Below are 17099 nucleotides of genomic sequence, written 5' to 3' on the forward strand. Positions count from 1 at the left end.
CTTCTAGGAAGGCGGATTTTTACTTTTTGTAACTGAGGGCAATTTTTACCGGGATCAGTAAGTCAAGCCATGCCCGAAGGGGTAAATGATTTCGCCTTCAGGAGATTTGATATCAACAGGCAATTTACCGCTAGGAACATTAAAGAGGAGGGTGTCAGCATCATTTTTAAACAATGTTCTGATGCCTGCCCGAATATTGGCTTCAAGAGAGTTACGATTGTTATTGGTGACATCAAACCCGGTGATACCATAAATAGCCAGGTTGGCTGTCACATTATCCAAATAAGCAATGTCGTAGGGATTGCGTGATGAGATAACAACCAGGGGTATCCCCAGCTCTCTTGCTTTATCAATGGTCTGTTGTGCAGCACGCCCTTTGGTTTTTAGGTTGTAAGTGACCAGAATAACCAGATCGCTGGCTTGAATACTCTCTTCCAGAGTGGCTGGCACAGTTTGCTGTTCCAGCTTATAGGCCAGGCTGGAAACGGTGATTTCCTGGTTTTCAAGCTGGCTGGCAATGTTTTGCAATTCACTTCGGATAATATCATTGCGCGTATTTTCATCAGAGATGATCAGCACGTTATTCTGTGCATTAAGGGAATAGGGCAACAGGTTGTCATTCTTGATAAGCGTAACGGCGCGTTCTGCCACTTTCTGTTCATCGCGTTTATGCGCTGGTGAAGCAACCACTGATTGAGCGAACTCCAAAGTATGGGCATTGTTGGTGGCCGCGATCTTTTTTGCCAATTTAGTTTGCACAACCCGGGTCGCCGCTTCTTGTAGGCGTGACGCAAACTCTGGGTTTTTATAGTGCTGAGTCTCCAGATAGTGGTAAAGCTCTTCGAGTTGTTCAATCCCCTGTTGATCCCAGATATGGACTGGCATCACGATGACATCACTGCCTGCCATCAACGCCATTTCCACGGCTTCATTAGCACCAAAGTTCTCGGTGATAGCACCCATATCCATTGCGTCAGTAAATATCAGACCTTGGAATTTGAGCTCATCACGAAGAATACCGGTGATGATTTTTTTGGATAATGTGGCTGGCAAACCAATTTCAGTACCATCTTTTTTAGAAACTACTTTGGTATCGTCGAGGGCAGGAACGATGATATGTGCCGTTATTACGGCATCAATGCCCTGTTCGATAACATATTTGAATGGTAACAAATCGTTTTGCCGCCATTCGCTTTCAGTATAAGGAACCAGTGGCAGCCCAAAGTGCGAGTCGGTTTCCACGTTACCGTGGCCAGGGAAGTGCTTTGCGGTGGCCAGAACAGAGTTCTGCTGCAATCCCTTGATATAGGCACCCGACATCTCATTAACCAGCGCAATATCGCTGCTGAACGAACGCACGCCGATAACCGGGTTATTCTGGTTAGTATTGATATCCACCACCGGAGCAAAGTTAATATTCACTCCCAGTGCGTTGAGTTCCGAGCCGTGAACTTCACCCACATGTTGTGCCATATTGGCATCGCGTGTTGCTGCCAGCGCCATATTACCCGGCATTTCTGTGCCTTCGCGCAGACGCGTGACATATCCGCCTTCCTGATCGGTACTGATCAGTAAAGGCAACTGATAACTGGCCTTCTGTAAATCCTGAATCAGCTGATAACTTTGTGGCGTATTAATAAAGTTTTCCCGAAACAGGATCACCGAACCCAGCCGGTAGTCATTGATGGCTTTAGCCAGCTCGGTAGGGAGTACGGTGACACCTTCCGGTTCCCCAGCAGCATTTTTGCCCCAGTTACGCACATCCAACATGAGCACCTGGCCAATCTTTTCTCGTGGGCTCATCTGAGTGACTATCTGTTCAGCACTGGTTTGCGGCTCTTCCTGGCTGTTGGAAAGCTGAGTGTTATCGCACCCCACCATTGTCAGACTGGAAATAAGCACAGCAACAGTTGTTACTCCTGGTATTTTCATTGCATTCCCTCATGATGAATAAAAAATCCATCACAGAGAATAATAAATTCTTAAAATAATAATAGATTAGAATTTAGTATTCATGGCTTGTATCACACTTCTCACTTGGAAAATGAGTATGTGTACCGCGCTTTTGTAGATTCAAGGCGCGCAATGTGTCGCTATGGTAAATAAAATAAGCAGTTGATATTAGCCACCATAGTGATAGCTATATTTCGCTATCACTTCCTCTAGGCGCTCTGATAGTTTTTACTTGAAGGATGACGATCAAGGTTAAAAAGTCTGTTTGACCGGCCAGCAGAAACGGAAACTGGCACCGCCCAGAGAACTGGCTTCAACATAGACATGCCCCTGATAGGCCACCGCAATGGAATGAACAATCGCCAGCCCCAGCCCGCAGCCCCCGGTTGCGCGATCGCGGCTCGGATCAAGGCGTACAAAAGGTTCGAAGACGCGCTCACGTTCGTCCGGTGGAATGCCTGGGCCGTCATCTTCCACTTGCAGGCAGGCACCATCGCCATCAAACCACAGGCCGACGCGCAGGTTCTGCTCCGAGTAACGCAGCGCATTGTTGACCAGGTTATCCAGCACTCGCTCCATCAGCCGCAAATCGACACCGCCAAAATCACCGACGTGCGGGATATTCAGCTCAATCTGCCGTTCGGGATGAACCAACTGCATGTCTGCCACTTTATCTTTCAGCCAGCCAGGTAAATCGATCGGTTCGATATTCAGCGCCACCTGCGGGCGATCAAGGCGTGCATAGGTCAGCAGTTCGTCGATCAGTGATTCCAACTGACCGATATCACGGTTTAGCGCCTGCTGTTCGCTTTCGGAAAGATTTTCGCTCATCGCCAAGCGATAACGCAGGCGAACCAGCGGGGTGCGCAGTTCATGGGCGATCCCATCAATCAGCTGTTTCTTGCTGGCAATCAGCGTGCTGATGTTATCCGCCATCTGGTTGAACGCCACGCCGAGCCGACTGAGGCTGGAGGTGGGTTCAAAGTAGGTACGTTCATCGAGATGCCCAGCCCCCAAGCGTTGAGCGGCGTTTTCCAGCTTCAGCAAATCCCGCCAGTGCGGGCGCATCCACAGGAACACCGGCAGAGCTAACGACATCCCGATAAAGATCAGCAAGGCCAGATCCAGTATCCGCATTTGATGCAGATAGAACAGGTAAGGGATCGGGCCCACCACTAACACATAGTGGCTGCGTGGAATACGCTGCATAAAGGTATAGCGATCGTCCAGGGCGATGATCTCCCCCAGGCGCAGCCGTTTGGTCAGTTCTTCGCTCAGGTTCTGCTTGCCAAGGGGCTCGATATGCAGTTGGAAGGACAGGTTTAAATCCAGCGTAGCGATGGTTTTGTTCCAGTCTTTGAGCGGGGTATCCCGCAGTTCGCTGCGCATCAGATACAGCGAACTTTTCATCAGATCGTCCATTGACTGGCGGCCAGCGCGCTCGGCGGTGAATTTGTAAACCAGGCCGACCAGCATGGTCATCACCAGAAAGCAGACAAACAGCAGTAAAAAGAACTGAACAAAAAGCTTTCTCATTGCTGCACCGATGCCCAGGCGTTGGGTGCGAACAGGTAACCTTTGTTACGCACGGTTTTGATGCGGAACGGTTCCAGCGCATTGTCATACAGTTTGCGGCGCAGGCGTGAGATCGCCACGTCGATGCTGCGATCCATACCGTCATAACTGACGCCGCGCAGGTTTTGCAACAGAGCTTCGCGATCCATGATCTGCCCGGCGTGAGTTGCCAACTCCCACAGCAGATCGAAATCTGAAGTGGATAGGGTGATCATCTCTTCGCCCAGCGTGACCTGTCGGTTGACCGGATCGATACACAGCAAGCCGAAATGCAGCGCATTGTGCTGGGTGATCGTCTGCGTTTGTTCTTCTTTCGGCTGGCTGCCGTGCTGGCGCAGGTGTAAACGCAGGCGAGCCAGCAGCACCGCTGGCGGCGTGGTCTTCAGAATGTAGTCATGGGCACCCATTTCCAACGACAGAATATGGTTCATATCGCTGTCGAGAGAGGTGAGCAAAACAATCGGGCCAGGATAAACCGGGCGCAGATCGCGGCACAGCGTCATGCCATCTTTGCCGGGTAGCATGATATCTAAAAGCACCAGGTCCGGCTGTTCCCGCTCAATGCAGGCCTGTGCTGTGTCGCCACGCGGTTCGATAATAACGTCAATATCGTGCTTGCCCAGATAGGCGGCAATCAGTTTGCCCACTTCCGGGTCGTCTTCTACAAAAACAATTTTAGGCATTTTGCGTGCTTTTATAAGAAAAACGGCATTCAGCATAGCGCGCCATTCGGCATTGCGCTATGCCACATTCAGCGCAGCGGCCGTCCGCCGTCGACACCATGAGTCCGCCCGGTAACGTAACGGCTACTCATCAGATAATCCACCAGATTGACCACCTCATCTTCGCCAGGAGCGATTTTCATCAGTGATTTTTCCAGTGCCTGGCGGCGATAGGCTTCGTCATCGTCAGGATTAAACATAATCAGCGCCGGAGCGATGGCATTCACTTTCACTTCGGGCGCCAGCTTGCGCGCAAAAGAACGCGTCATGTTATCCAGTGCGGCTTTACTGGCGGCGTAGGCAATGTGTTTGTCACTGCCTTTTTCCACTACGTAATCGGTCAGATGGATAATATCGGCACCGGCTTGCCCTTGACCGCGCAGGCAGGGTTCCAGCAGTTGATTTAACAGGTACGGCGTATAAACATGGATTTGCAACATTGAGGCCATGACCTGCTCCGGCGGCATCGAGGCTGACTCTGCCAGCCAGGCGCTGGCGTTGTGGATCACCGCACGCAGCTTTGGTGCGATCTCAGTAACCTGCTCCGCAAATCGGTAAATGCCCGCATGTGCCGAAAAATCACTTTGCAGGCAAATTGCCCCTAGCTGTTTCAACTCGGCCAATGCCGGATAATCGCTGCGATAGGCAATGATCACCGGAATGTTACGCTGCAAAAATGACTTGGCCAGTGCCAGTCCAATCCGGCGTGCTCCGCCGGTAATCAGCACCGGGGCTGAGTTGTGAGGTACCATCAAGTAAAGCTCCTGGGCAAGCTGGCAAACAATGAGGGAATCATGCCATTATACGTTAGGCAGTTAAAGCTTCCCTTCGATTATCCATTTCAGCTGCATTACCCAACTGGCTATAAGTAAAGAGGAATAGGGGGATGAGGAATCATCACGCACGCAGTGAGAGAGTCTGTTTTGACTATATGGATTTTCTGTCCACATCCTGCAAGAAGCAGTGGCGTTTTATTGATGCCATTTATGGTGTGATGCCGATTTTTGGCATGGTATTGAAGTCAGGCGCGGCCGGTTCGCAAACGCGCAACGAACAATTGAAAGCGCTGGCCTTACAGGTGGTCTCCACCCAGCTTAGCGATGAAATCAACATTATCCGCCTGATCGACCTGGCCCAGCAGCAGCAACTTGCGGTGTTTGATATTCAGCTGCCTTATGCACTGAAGGCTGAGCAGTTGGCAGTAATCGAAAAAAAGTGCGCCAATCGCGTGGTGGTGACCCAAATCGATGAACGTATTACCGTCACGGCACAACAACTGACCGGGTGAAACCACCCGGTTTCGTTTTACTTACTGCAACATAAACCAGCCAGCTGGCACCGTGGCCGCCAACAGCAGAAAAATACTGCCTTTCTCCAGCTTGTTCAGCAATTTCACATTCTCATGCCCACGGCGCGCGTAGATAAATACCAGCAACCCCGGCGCATACAGCAGCACTGACATTAGCAGATGCATCAGGCCCGCGGCATACAGTAACCAAATCCCATACAAGCAGGCGCCGGTGGCGGCAACGATCAGCCGTTTATCCTGGCGCTGACGTGCCACCTTGAACAGAAAGGCACCCACCAGGAAATAGGGCACCAGAATCATTTCCGAGGCAATAGTCAGCAGCGAGTCATAGTTGCTGCCGGTTAGCCAAATGATCACCAAGGCGACTTGCACCGCGCCGTTGGTCAGCCATAAAGAAGCGGAAGGGGCATGATTCCTGTTTTGCCTGCGGAACAGTTTGGGGAAGGCTCCATGCTGGGCAGCCAGCAGCGGTACTTCTGCCGCCATAATGGTCCAACTCAAATAGGCACCGCAAACCGAAACGATCAGACCGGTGGCGATGATCACATTTCCCCACGGGCCGATGAGATCCACCATCAATACCGCCATGGAGGGGTTGCGCATTTCAGCCAGTTCGCTGCGCGGTACCACGCCCAATGAGAGTAAGGTGACCAGCAGATAAACCGCCAACGCGGAAAGCACCGCCAGCATAGTGGCCCGGCCAACGTCCTTCTTATTGCGTGCCCGAGCTGAAACGACAACCGCACCTTCAACACCGATAAACACCCACAGCGTGATCAGCATGGTGTCTTTAACCTGCTGCCAAACCGGCGTACCGAGTGCAATGCCGTGGAAATCCAGCGTGAATACCTCCATTCTGAACGCGATGGCGGCGAGCACGGCAAATAAACCGAGAGGAATCAGCTTAGCCAGCGTCGCGGCCAGATTGATGCTGGCGGCCGTTTGCACGCCGCGCAGCACCAATGCATGCACGATCCACAGCAGCACGGATTCGGCAATCAACGCCTGCCAGGTATTACCATCCCCCAGAATCACCGACCCGCTGCGATCGGTAAAAATACTCAGTGCCGCAAACACGATCACCAGATAAGAAACGTTGGCGATTACCGCACAGAGCCAGTATCCCCAGGCGGAACAAAAACCGACCAGTTCGCCAAAGCCTTCTTTGGCATAGGTGAAAATCCCGCCGTCAAGATCGGGGCGCAAGCGGGTCAGCAACAGCATGGCAAACGCCAGGAACAGTATGCCGACACCGGTGATTGCCCAGCCAAGCAGCAATGCGGCGGGGCTGGCCACCGCGGCCATATTCTGCGGCAGGCTGAATACCCCGGCCCCCAGCATAGAGCTGAGTACTAAAGCGGTTAACGCGGTAAGACCTAGTTTCTTTTCCAATGACAGATCCTGAAGCAGAATAAACAACTGTATAGGCGCGGCTGGGTTGCAATAACGTAATGAGAATCACTGCATGAACAGGCAATAAGCCTAAAAATTGACGCGGATTTTACGGGGGGATACTGGCAGATGCAATGATTGGATATGCGGGTTTGATAAAAACTTATTCATCCTATGCGGATACTAAGCATCATAAAAAAGGGCAGCTCAATCGCTGCCCGATGGTAAACCATAATGTGACAATTATTTGAACAAGTCGGCGCTGACGGTCAGGTTGCCGCCGCTATTGTTCTGCCACTGGCGCGTAACGTGGTAATACTTGGCGCCTTTCTCTGCGGCACGTTTCGCCACTTCGCTGGAAACCTCGGTCATGCTGCTGAAGTGGCCGTTGAAGGTGACAGAATCAAACGGCACCATCTGCGCGGCGGCAGCATTGTTCAGTTCCTGAATCTTGGTGCCATTCGCCAGTGTGACGGTGTAACGCTGGCCGGTAGAGGATTGGGTTTCGAAGAAACGGCCAATATCACGGCTTGGTGAGGCAGAAGAGGCGACGCCAGGAATTTCGACTTTAGCTGCCTCTGCGCCACCGGCTGCCAGCGCAGCTCGGCCAGCATCAGAATCGGCAGGAATGACATCCGGGCTCTGCACTACACGTTTCGGAGCATCGGCTTTATAAACATAGGCGGTAATAAACTGGTTGCCGCCCTGGTTGGTATCAACCTGGCGCACAATAAAGAATGAGGCCGCGCCTTTTTTCTTGGCTTCTTTAGCGATCGCGTCGTTAATGTCTGGCTGGCTGCGGTAGAAACCGCTGACGCTAACGGTATCGTAAGGTTCCAGCAGGAAAGCTTCGTCTTTTGGCAGTTCGTTTACACCATCAAAAGCGCGGTATTTTTTCTCTTTGCTCACTTCTGGCGCATCTTTGTGGTAAAGGTCTGCAGTGACTCGCCAGTTGCCGCCGTTGTTGCTGCTGTTAAGGTCTTGAATGTAGAAAGAGTCGGCGCCCAGTTTATCTGCACGGCGTGATACGGCATCGGCAGCTTCATAGATAGCATTAAAACGGCCGGTAATAGTGATGCGATCAAACGGCTTAATCGCCGCTGCTTTTTCCGGTGTTAGCTCTTGCGCGGCATGCACAGATAGCGCGGTGAGTGATAACAAGGCTGATGCGATGATCGTGGTCTTCAGCTTCATAAAAAATCCTTTCGCCTAGCGCATTAACGTTTATAAAGTGTCATTCAGCCGCAGATTATGACATGTCATCTCGGCAAATGTCTCAGCATTTTATCTGATGATATGAGACAAATCCGTGTCAGACTCCTTTAGCGGTTACGCCGTCAATTCGATATAAGTTTCAATAATAAAGCGTTTCATCTCATTAATGTTAATTATTCACAATTTTATAACTTTTATGCTCTTACAGCCGCCGCCGACTGGAAGTGGCTGGGAGCAGTATTAGTACAAACCTGTGATGAAAAGAGCTATTGCAGCCTCTTTTTCACGCAAAATTGCGATTCGTCATATCCTTAAGTGAATTTTTATGTAAAAACTGACCGGTAAACGTAAGCAATTATGGATCATCGACCCTATTTTCAGTAGGTTATAGATGGCACCTTAATCTGCATGCAGACAAGGACAGAAAAAGCCTTGTCTGGCTGGTGCTATTGCTATGGGTAGAAAGATAATAAACATCATCAAAGACAGGTGAGAAGGGAACATTATGCGTATTGGTGTACCAAGAGAACGGTTGGCCAATGAAGCCCGTGTTGCAGCAACGCCGAAAACGGTAGAACAATTGCTGAAACTGGGCTTTACCGTCGCGATCGAAAGCGGGGCGGGCAAGTTGGCAAGCTTTGAGGATGTCGCTTATGAAACAGCAGGAGCGACAATTACCGATACCACGGACGTGTGGCAGTCGGATCTGATTCTGAAAGTTAACGCGCCACAAGAGGACGAAATCGCGTTAATGCGTGAAGGGAGCACGTTGGTCAGCTTTATCTGGCCTGCGCAAAACCCGGAATTGATGGCAAAACTTGCGGCGCGTAATGTCACCGCCATGGCCATGGATTCCGTGCCGCGTATTTCCCGTGCGCAGTCTCTGGATGCGTTGAGTTCGATGGCCAACATCGCAGGCTATCGCGCTATCGTTGAAGCTGCACACGAGTTCGGGCGTTTCTTCACCGGCCAGATCACCGCAGCCGGCAAGGTTCCACCGGCCAAAGTGATGATTATCGGTGCTGGCGTGGCGGGTTTGGCTGCCATTGGCGCCGCAGGCAGTATGGGTGCCATTGTGCGTGCCTTCGATACTCGCCCGGAAGTGAAAGAGCAAGTGCAGAGTATGGGCGCGGAATTCCTCGAGCTGGACTTTGAGGAAGAAGCGGGCAGCGGCGATGGCTATGCCAAAGTGATGTCAGAAGCCTTTATCAAGGCCGAGATGGCACTGTTTGCCGCCCAGGCGGAGGAAGTCGACATTATCGTCACCACCGCGCTGATCCCGGGTAAACCCGCTCCGAAGCTGATCACCAAAGAGATGGTCGCTTCGATGAAGCCGGGCAGTGTAATTGTCGATCTGGCAGCGCAAACCGGTGGTAACTGCGAACTGACCGTTGCCGACCAAGTGACCATGACCGACAACGGCGTGAAGATCATCGGTTACACCGATCTGCCAAGCCGTTTGCCGACGCAATCTTCACAGCTTTACGGTACCAACCTGGTTAACCTGTTGAAGCTGTTGGCGAAAGAGAAGAACGGCGAGATCGATATCGATTTCGAAGACACTGTAATCCGTGGCGTGACCGTGGTACGTGACGGTGAAGTGACCTGGCCTGCACCGCCAATTCAGGTTTCCGCTCAGCCGAAACAGGCTCAGGCGGCTCCGCTGGAAAAAATAGAGAAGAAACCGACTTCACCTTGGGTGAAATACGGTCTGATCGCGCTGGCGATCGTGCTGTTTGGCTGGTTCGCCAACTCGGCACCGCAAGAGTTCCTGTCACACTTTACCGTGTTTGCACTGGCCTGCGTGGTGGGTTACTACGTGGTCTGGAACGTCAGCCATGCGTTGCATACCCCGTTGATGTCGGTCACTAACGCGATCTCAGGGATTATTGTGGTCGGTGCGTTATTACAGATTGGCCATGGCGGTTGGGTGAGTTTCCTCTCCTTTATTGCCGTGCTGATTGCCAGCATCAACATTTTCGGTGGTTTCACCGTGACTCAGCGCATGCTGAAAATGTTCCGCAAAAACTAAAGGGGTAGCAAATGTCTGGTGGATTAGTTACAGCTGCATACATTGTTGCCGCTATTTTGTTTATCTTCAGCCTGGCCGGTCTTTCACGCCATGAAACGTCGAAGCAGGGCAACCTGTTTGGCGTCGCCGGGATGGCGATCGCGCTGATTGCCACCATCCTCGGGCCGCACTCCGGCAACGTGGGTTGGATCATTATCGCGATGATCATCGGTGGTTCGATCGGTATCTATCTGGCGAAGAAGGTCGAAATGACCGAAATGCCAGAACTGGTGGCAGTGCTGCACAGCTTCGTGGGTCTGGCGGCGGTTCTGGTGGGCTTCAACAGCTATCTGGACCACGGTGCGCCAATGGAGCCGGTGATGGAGAATATCCATCTTACCGAAGTGTTCCTCGGCATCTTCATCGGTGCGGTCACCTTTACCGGTTCTATCGTGGCATTCGGCAAGCTGCGCGGCATTATCTCTTCCAAGCCGTTGACGCTGCCTCATCGTCACAAGCTGAATCTGGCGGCGATCGTGGTTTCCTTCCTGCTGATGGTGCTGTTCGTGCGTACCAACAGCGTAGGTTGGGAAGTGTTTGCCCTGTTGATCATGACGGTTATCGCGCTTGGCTTCGGCTGGCACTTGGTGGCCTCGATCGGCGGTGCCGATATGCCGGTGGTGGTGTCGATGCTCAACTCCTATTCCGGGTGGGCAGCGGCAGCGGCAGGTTTCATGCTGAGCAACGATCTGCTGATCGTGACCGGTGCGCTGGTCGGTTCTTCCGGTGCGATCCTGTCTTACATCATGTGTAAGGCGATGAACCGTTCGTTTATCAGCGTGATCGCTGGCGGTTTCGGCACCGATGGTTCCTCTACCGGCAACGCAGAAGAGATGGGCGAATACCGTGAAACCACGGCGGAAGAGGTTGCTGAACAGTTGAAGAACTCAACGTCAGTAATCATCACCCCAGGTTATGGTATGGCGGTAGCTCAGGCGCAGTATCCGGTGGCAGAGATCACCGAGAAATTGCGCGCTCGCGGTATCAAAGTACGTTTCGGTATTCACCCGGTTGCGGGCCGTTTACCGGGCCACATGAACGTACTGCTGGCGGAAGCTAAAGTGCCGTACGACGTGGTGCTGGAGATGGACGAAATCAACGATGATTTCCCAGATACCGACACCGTGCTGGTGATCGGCGCTAACGATACGGTGAACCCGGCAGCGTTGGAAGATCCACGCAGCCCAATCGCCGGTATGCCAGTGCTGGAAGTGTGGAAAGCGCAAAACGTGATTGCGTTCAAACGCTCGATGAATACCGGTTACGCCGGTGTGCAGAACCCGCTGTTCTTTAAAGAGAACACCCAGATGCTGTTTGGCGATGCCAAAGCCAGCGTGGAAGCGATCCTGCGCGCGCTGTAATCGAGAGCCGTAAGGTAAAAGCACGGGCGAAAATCCGTGCTTTTTTCGTTATGGGGGTTTAGATCGGCTCCATGCCGTTCTTGATTTTAGCCTCTTTCACTGCAGGTGATGTAAGGAAGTTCAACAATACCTTAGCCGCTTCTTGCTGATTGCTCTCAAAAGGAACACCGGCTGAAAAACGCGTCATCATCTGGATATCTGCAGGCATAGGCCCAAGTACGACAATCCCTTTTAGATGAAGCAGTTCGCTGAGTTGCTGGAATCCAAGTTCCACTTCACCTTTAGCGATCAGAGAACCGATAGGGATCCCAGGAGGAGCCTTTACAATGCGATCTTGGATTTGTTCGGCAATGTCCCAACGTTCAAAAAGCTCAGTCAGATACACACCGCTCGGGCCTGTTGAGTAACCGATGGTGTTGGCGGCCAAAACGGCTTTTTTTACCGCAGCTTCGTTGTTGATATCAATAATTGGTGCGCCTTTTCTTACCGCAATAGCCACTCCTGACTTAACCAAGTCAACGCGGCTATGGGATAAAAGCGTGCCTGAATCAATCAGCTTATCGATTGCATTGGCAGCCAAGATCACTACGTCAAAAGCTTCACCCGCCTCTACGCGTTTGGCTGCATCCACGCCACCCATTGACTCAAGCTTGACCTTATAGGCTGATTGTTGTTCAAACTGAACTATAAGTTCGGTCAACAACTGACGAGTTGCCATCGAAGAAATAACCCGAAGATCCACTGATTTTTTGGACAAAATTTCGGTGGATGCCGCAGTTATCAGCCTGGCCACACTCATACAGAGGCCAGATACCATTACGTTATAAGATTTCATTAATATGTCCCAGAACCTAAATTGCCCAAAAAGGCATGCCACCAAAAACAGAATGACTCTATTTCCAGTGGCTGAACGCGTTTAAATGAGCTAAATAAATTACTTAACAAGACCCAGTAATTCCCACCAAACATACCCAATGGACATAGTAATAATAAAGCACACTGTCGCAATAACCGCCCCTGACACCCACCACTGTTTTACATTGCTATAACCGGCACCAAAGATGATCGGAGCTGAGCCGCCGCCATAATGCGTCAACGCACCACCGTAAGAGTTCGTTGCCGCCAAGACTAGTGCCAGAGCCATGGGGTCGGCACCCGCAACTTTACCTACGGTAAAGAACACTGGAAGCATGGCAATGGCGTATGAACTGGCAGAAGCAAAGAAATAACGAATTATAATACTTAGGAAGCCGATAATGGTTAACGCAATGAATGGGTTATGCCCAAAGTCGACATTCTTTTGTATCAAATCTGCCAGCCACTCAAACACTTTCTCTTTACTCAGCGCGCTAGCCAGGCCGATGATTCCGCCAAACCAAAGCAACGTATTCCAAGCACCCTTGTTTTGCAGAACGTCATCCCACTTGATAACTCCGAGCAATATACACAGTGCCATCGCCATGATGGCAACCGCGGTCGCATCAATTTTGAGCGTGATACCAAAAAATTGCCCAAAAAGGGAAGGCAATACCCAACCAAGAAGTGCTGAAATAAAGATACCCACTAACAGCTTTTCATTGCGCGTTATTGACCCCAATTCGGCCAAACCTTCATCCGCAATTTTTTTGTTATCCACTTTGGTTAATTCTGGTTTGTCAAGATAATAACCCACAGCGGGAACAATAAGCAGTAATAGCAAACCTGGAACTATCATAGCCAGAGCCCAAATGCCCCAATCAAGATGAATATCCAGTATTTTTGCAGCAAAATCAGCAGCCAATAAATTGGGGGCCATCGCAGTAATAAACATAAAACTGCTGACCTTCATGACAAAGTAAATATTGGACATCAAATAAGAGCCCGCTTTCTTTGCCGTATCTCCGGGTTCTGATCCCAGAGCTTTTACTACCGAAAGGATGATAGGAAATATAATTCCTCCGCTTCGTGCCGTATTCGACGGTGTTACAGGAGAAATAACAAACTCTAAAAATGCGGTCACATACCCAAGCCTCAGCGTGGTACCGCCACAGATACGGATCATGTGAAATGCAATGCGTCGTCCTAACCCAGTTTTAACAAAAGAGATACTAATGCCGAATGCCGCAAACACTAGCCAAACCGTTGATGTTGCATACCCTACCAGGATTTGACTGGTGTTATTAAGGAAGAACCCTGCAAAACCTACGACGCCTAACAAAACAACTGCTTCAGAAAATGGTTTTAAAATAAGGCCACAAATAGCTGCCAGATAAAACCCAGACAGGCGCCATGATGACTCTGTCAATCCTTCAGGTGGTGGAATAAACCAGATGACAAGCGGTATCATGACTAAAATACACAACTTCCATATCTTATTTTTCATGCTGTAGTTTCCCCTTTCCGAGGTGTTATAATACTGAAACTTACTGGCATTCGATAAACGTAAATATCTTTTTTTGGCGCTGCCTTAATACGCTGTGCAGTTCTCCCCAGAGTTAGAGATCTCGGATAGATAAGCCAGCCAGTTACTGATGCAAAACATATTTATGATTATGACTTTAAATCGTTAAGGCTATTAACGTAACGTAGCCCCTTTTTCGCCAACGGCTCACGCATTTGATAAATATCCAGCCCGAGCTCACCGTTAGCCAAGCGCTGACGTTTGCCTGTTTCGAGAGCTACCCGTGCCTGCGCGGCATCAGCAATCGCAATGGCCTGTTCACCGGGCACAATCACTACACCGTCATCGTCTGCCACAACAATATCGCCGGGATTAACTAATTGGTCCGCGCAGATCACCGGCACATTGACCGAGCCAAGCGTGGCTTTCACCGTGCCTTGTGCCCAAACCGCACTCGACCACACCGGGAAATTCATTTCACGCAGGGTCTGGCTATCGCGGATGCCGATATCGCCAACCAATGCCACCACACCGCGTGCTTGTAATGAGGTAGCCAACAGATCGCCGAAAAAACCATCGTGGCATCTGGACGTCGGCGTCACTAGCAGCACATCGCCAGGTTGGCATTGCTCTACGGCCACATGAAACATCCAGTTATCTCCTGGCGTAACCAATACCGTCACCGCATTGCCCGCAATACAACGCCCTTGCTGAATAGGTTTAATCCGCACATCCAATAATCCCTGACGCAGTTGCGCTTCATGCACTGTCGCAACTCCATATTCAGCAAAGCGTCGTAGCAAGGCGTGCTCCGCGCGTTTAATGTGAGTGACCACAACGCCGTTCATATTGATCAGGTTCATGACAGATCCTCCGTTACGCGAGGAAAGAGGCTTTGATAGCCTTCCCCATGGGTGATGGTCTGGCTACTGGCAATACCGATATTACGCTTCGCTTGTACCCCACGCTGTAACGCTACACGGGTGTAGTATTCCCACAAATGCTCCTGACCGGCCATGCACTGAATGGCCGCGTATTTTTTCTCCCATACAGACGTGATATCCAGCAATACGTCGGGTTTCCAGCCACATTGTTCCGGTTGATGCGGTTCGAAGCAGTATACCGGTGGGGCACCAATGATGGTTTCACCCGGTCGATATCCTTCCGCCTGAGCGATAATGCGAGCTTCTTGCGTCAAGCTGGCCGCTAAAGGGTGATCGTAGTTGTAGGGATCTGCCACTGAATGGGTGAGGACAAAATGGGGTTGCACGCGGCGGAATACGTCTGCCAGACGGAACAGATGTTCTTTATCCGCTCGTAGCGGGTAGTCACCCATATCGAAAAACTCAATGCTGGCACCAAGCACATTCGCCGCCGCTTCTGCTTCCGTGTGGCGACTGGCTTTTACTATTTCTTCCGTCATGTTGCCTTTACGCCATAATTTGGCGGATTCACCACGTTCGCCGTAAGAGAGGCAGACAATATGAACCCGATACCCTTGTTCGACATGCAAAGCGATAGCTCCACCTGCACGCCAGACAAAATCAGCCGAATGGGCGCTGACCACCAAGGCCGTTTTTTGTGGAATAATTACCATATCATTTTCCTTTTTTTTGCTTTAACTGTCTGGGATTCTGGCATGGCATAATTAATGGCAAATAGTGAGTTTTATTGTCCAAGCAACAAATTTTATTTAAGCTTAAAAAGTAAAATAAAAAAATGTGACAAAATATGCGAAAAAAGAATGAGCATAACTCAATAAAAATCATGCAAATAAGGGCATTTTGCATGACAGCCGAACAGGGATCAGCTTCCTTGGCGGCGCTCAATTTATTTCGCACTCAGTCAGCCATAACGCGTTCTATTCGTGATCTTGAACACACTTTAGCCATCTCGTTATTTGAACGTCACGCCAAAGGCATGCTGTTAACCGATTTGGGTCAAGTCATTCTCCTACGTGCCCGTTCTGCCATGGAGGAATTGACACAGATCCCAGTACTTCTGCGTCGGTTGCAGCAACGCGACGACCAAGTGGGTGAAGAGATTGAGCCCATATGGCTATTCAACGAACGCCGGTTACAGATCTTCCTCTCTCTTTATCGCCAGCATCACACGCTGCATGTCGCTCAGGTTCTGGATATCACCCAGTCGGCGGTAAGCGCAGCATTGAAGGTATTGGAGAAAGGGGCTGGTATGCATTTGTTCCATCGAACGCCAAAAGGCATGGTTCCTACGCCTGCTGGCCATGAAATCGCGCCCTGTATCAGCCGGGCATTGAATGCGATCCATCATATTCCTGAAGAGATCACTGCACATAGCGGGGCGCTGACCGGCACGGTACGCGTGGGTGCCTTGCCACTCAGTCGTGCACGACTGCTGCCGCAAGCTATGATTAGGCTGATTTCCCGCCATCCTGGCATAAAAATAGTCACTAACGAGAGTGGGTTTACTGCTCTGGTGGCCGAATTGCGTGCAGGTGATATAGATTTCATTATCGGTGCATTGCGCACTGAGGAAACGCTGTTAGATATCCATAGCGAAGTGTTATTTGAAGAAGAGCTTATTTTATTGGCACGGCCTAATCACCCTTTATCTGGTCGTGCGATAGAGAACGAAAAGCTCACTGATATTAAATGGGTTTTACCGCGTAATCATGCGCCATCGCGCCATCTGCTGGAAGTCGCATTCGACAACATGGGGCTGACATCGCCCAAACCAGTAGTCGAAAGTGGTGATCCCGCAGTGGTACGTGCGTTACTACTGGGTTCTGATATGGTGGCAGCAGTTTCCTCGCATCAACTAGATTATGAAGTTTCAGAAGGTATTCTTATACCGCTGCATATCAACCTTGCTGGTACCCGACGCGAGATCGGCCTGATGACCCGCCAAGGGGCCTTGAATTCGCCTGCTACTGATGCTTTGATCAACTGTATTCGCGAAGTTATTTATCATAAATAAACCACGTTGATAAATGAGTTCATAATGATAAATTCTTACTGTTGAACGTGATTTTTGTGCTTAATTTAATAAAATCAGTACAACGTTTATGCAATTCAACACATCAGATCACCCTAAAGGGGCGCAATGAGGTATCTTATATCCCGATTTCATCCATTTAACG

14 protein-coding genes are annotated in these 17099 nt (G+C 50.5%); 4 read left to right on the forward strand and 10 right to left on the reverse strand.

Features of this window, described 5'->3' with window-relative positions:
• Nucleotides 1-54 precede the first annotated feature (54 nt).
• From nagZ to folM, 4 genes are all read right to left on the reverse strand, one after another.
• A complete protein-coding gene (gene nagZ, locus ACX1CU_RS11410) occupies nucleotides 55-1902 on the reverse strand; it encodes a beta-N-acetylhexosaminidase (protein WP_459402659.1) in 1848 nt (615 codons plus the stop codon).
• A 303-nt stretch (nucleotides 1903-2205) separates the two neighbouring features.
• Nucleotides 2206-3489, reverse strand: coding sequence for a two-component system sensor histidine kinase RstB (rstB, locus tag ACX1CU_RS11415; protein ID WP_459402660.1), 1284 nt, complete (start codon nucleotides 3487-3489; stop codon nucleotides 2206-2208).
• The gene (gene rstA / locus ACX1CU_RS11420) at nucleotides 3486-4211 is read right to left on the reverse strand and encodes a two-component system response regulator RstA (protein WP_459402661.1); all 726 of its coding nucleotides are present in this window, start codon (nucleotides 4209-4211) and stop codon (nucleotides 3486-3488) included. Before rstA ends, rstB begins: the two co-directional genes overlap by 4 nt.
• A gap of 68 nt (nucleotides 4212-4279) precedes the next feature.
• Nucleotides 4280-5002: a dihydromonapterin reductase gene (gene folM, locus ACX1CU_RS11425; protein ID WP_459402662.1), complete on the reverse strand. Its 723-nt coding sequence runs from the start codon at nucleotides 5000-5002 to the stop codon at nucleotides 4280-4282.
• A 134-nt stretch (nucleotides 5003-5136) separates the two neighbouring features.
• Between folM and ACX1CU_RS11430 the strand changes: the two genes are divergently transcribed.
• Complete coding sequence (locus ACX1CU_RS11430; RefSeq protein ID WP_459402663.1) at nucleotides 5137-5538, forward strand: hypothetical protein; 402 nt, start codon at nucleotides 5137-5139, stop codon at nucleotides 5536-5538.
• A gap of 21 nt (nucleotides 5539-5559) precedes the next feature.
• Here ACX1CU_RS11430 and ACX1CU_RS11435 read toward each other — a convergent pair whose 3' ends face one another.
• Entirely contained in the window at nucleotides 5560-6951 is a 1392-nt protein-coding gene (locus ACX1CU_RS11435; protein WP_459402664.1) for an amino acid permease, read from the reverse strand.
• 243 nt (nucleotides 6952-7194) lie between these two features.
• On the reverse strand, nucleotides 7195-8145 hold the full coding sequence (gene ydgH, locus ACX1CU_RS11440; RefSeq protein ID WP_459402665.1) for a DUF1471 family protein YdgH: 951 nt from the start codon (nucleotides 8143-8145) through the stop codon (nucleotides 7195-7197).
• Nucleotides 8146-8671: 526 nt separating this feature from the next.
• Between ydgH and pntA the strand changes: the two genes are divergently transcribed.
• Nucleotides 8672-10198 (forward strand): Re/Si-specific NAD(P)(+) transhydrogenase subunit alpha, encoded by a 1527-nt coding sequence (gene pntA / locus ACX1CU_RS11445; RefSeq protein WP_459402666.1) that lies wholly within the window; start codon nucleotides 8672-8674, stop codon nucleotides 10196-10198.
• A gap of 11 nt (nucleotides 10199-10209) precedes the next feature.
• The gene (pntB, locus tag ACX1CU_RS11450) at nucleotides 10210-11598 is read left to right on the forward strand and encodes a Re/Si-specific NAD(P)(+) transhydrogenase subunit beta (RefSeq protein ID WP_459402667.1); all 1389 of its coding nucleotides are present in this window, start codon (nucleotides 10210-10212) and stop codon (nucleotides 11596-11598) included.
• Between the two features lie 58 nt (nucleotides 11599-11656).
• Here pntB and ACX1CU_RS11455 read toward each other — a convergent pair whose 3' ends face one another.
• The 4 genes from ACX1CU_RS11455 to ACX1CU_RS11470 all read right to left on the reverse strand — a co-directional run bounded on the left by ACX1CU_RS11455 (nucleotide 11657) and on the right by ACX1CU_RS11470 (nucleotide 15575).
• Nucleotides 11657-12433 (reverse strand): substrate-binding domain-containing protein, encoded by a 777-nt coding sequence (locus ACX1CU_RS11455; protein WP_459402668.1) that lies wholly within the window; start codon nucleotides 12431-12433, stop codon nucleotides 11657-11659.
• Between the two features lie 99 nt (nucleotides 12434-12532).
• The gene (locus tag ACX1CU_RS11460; protein ID WP_459402669.1) at nucleotides 12533-13960 is read right to left on the reverse strand and encodes an anion permease; all 1428 of its coding nucleotides are present in this window, start codon (nucleotides 13958-13960) and stop codon (nucleotides 12533-12535) included.
• A gap of 167 nt (nucleotides 13961-14127) precedes the next feature.
• On the reverse strand, nucleotides 14128-14841 hold the full coding sequence (locus ACX1CU_RS11465) for a 4-carboxy-4-hydroxy-2-oxoadipate aldolase/oxaloacetate decarboxylase (protein ID WP_459402670.1): 714 nt from the start codon (nucleotides 14839-14841) through the stop codon (nucleotides 14128-14130).
• Nucleotides 14838-15575 (reverse strand): PIG-L deacetylase family protein, encoded by a 738-nt coding sequence (locus ACX1CU_RS11470; RefSeq protein WP_459402671.1) that lies wholly within the window; start codon nucleotides 15573-15575, stop codon nucleotides 14838-14840. Before ACX1CU_RS11470 ends, ACX1CU_RS11465 begins: the two co-directional genes overlap by 4 nt.
• Nucleotides 15576-15709: 134 nt before the next feature.
• Here ACX1CU_RS11470 and ACX1CU_RS11475 point away from each other — a divergent pair, with 134 nt between their 5' ends.
• The gene (locus tag ACX1CU_RS11475; protein WP_459402672.1) at nucleotides 15710-16936 is read left to right on the forward strand and encodes a LysR family transcriptional regulator; all 1227 of its coding nucleotides are present in this window, start codon (nucleotides 15710-15712) and stop codon (nucleotides 16934-16936) included.
• Nucleotides 16937-17099: the final 163 nt, after the last annotated feature.

The organism is Serratia sp. D1N4 (genome assembly GCF_054552755.1).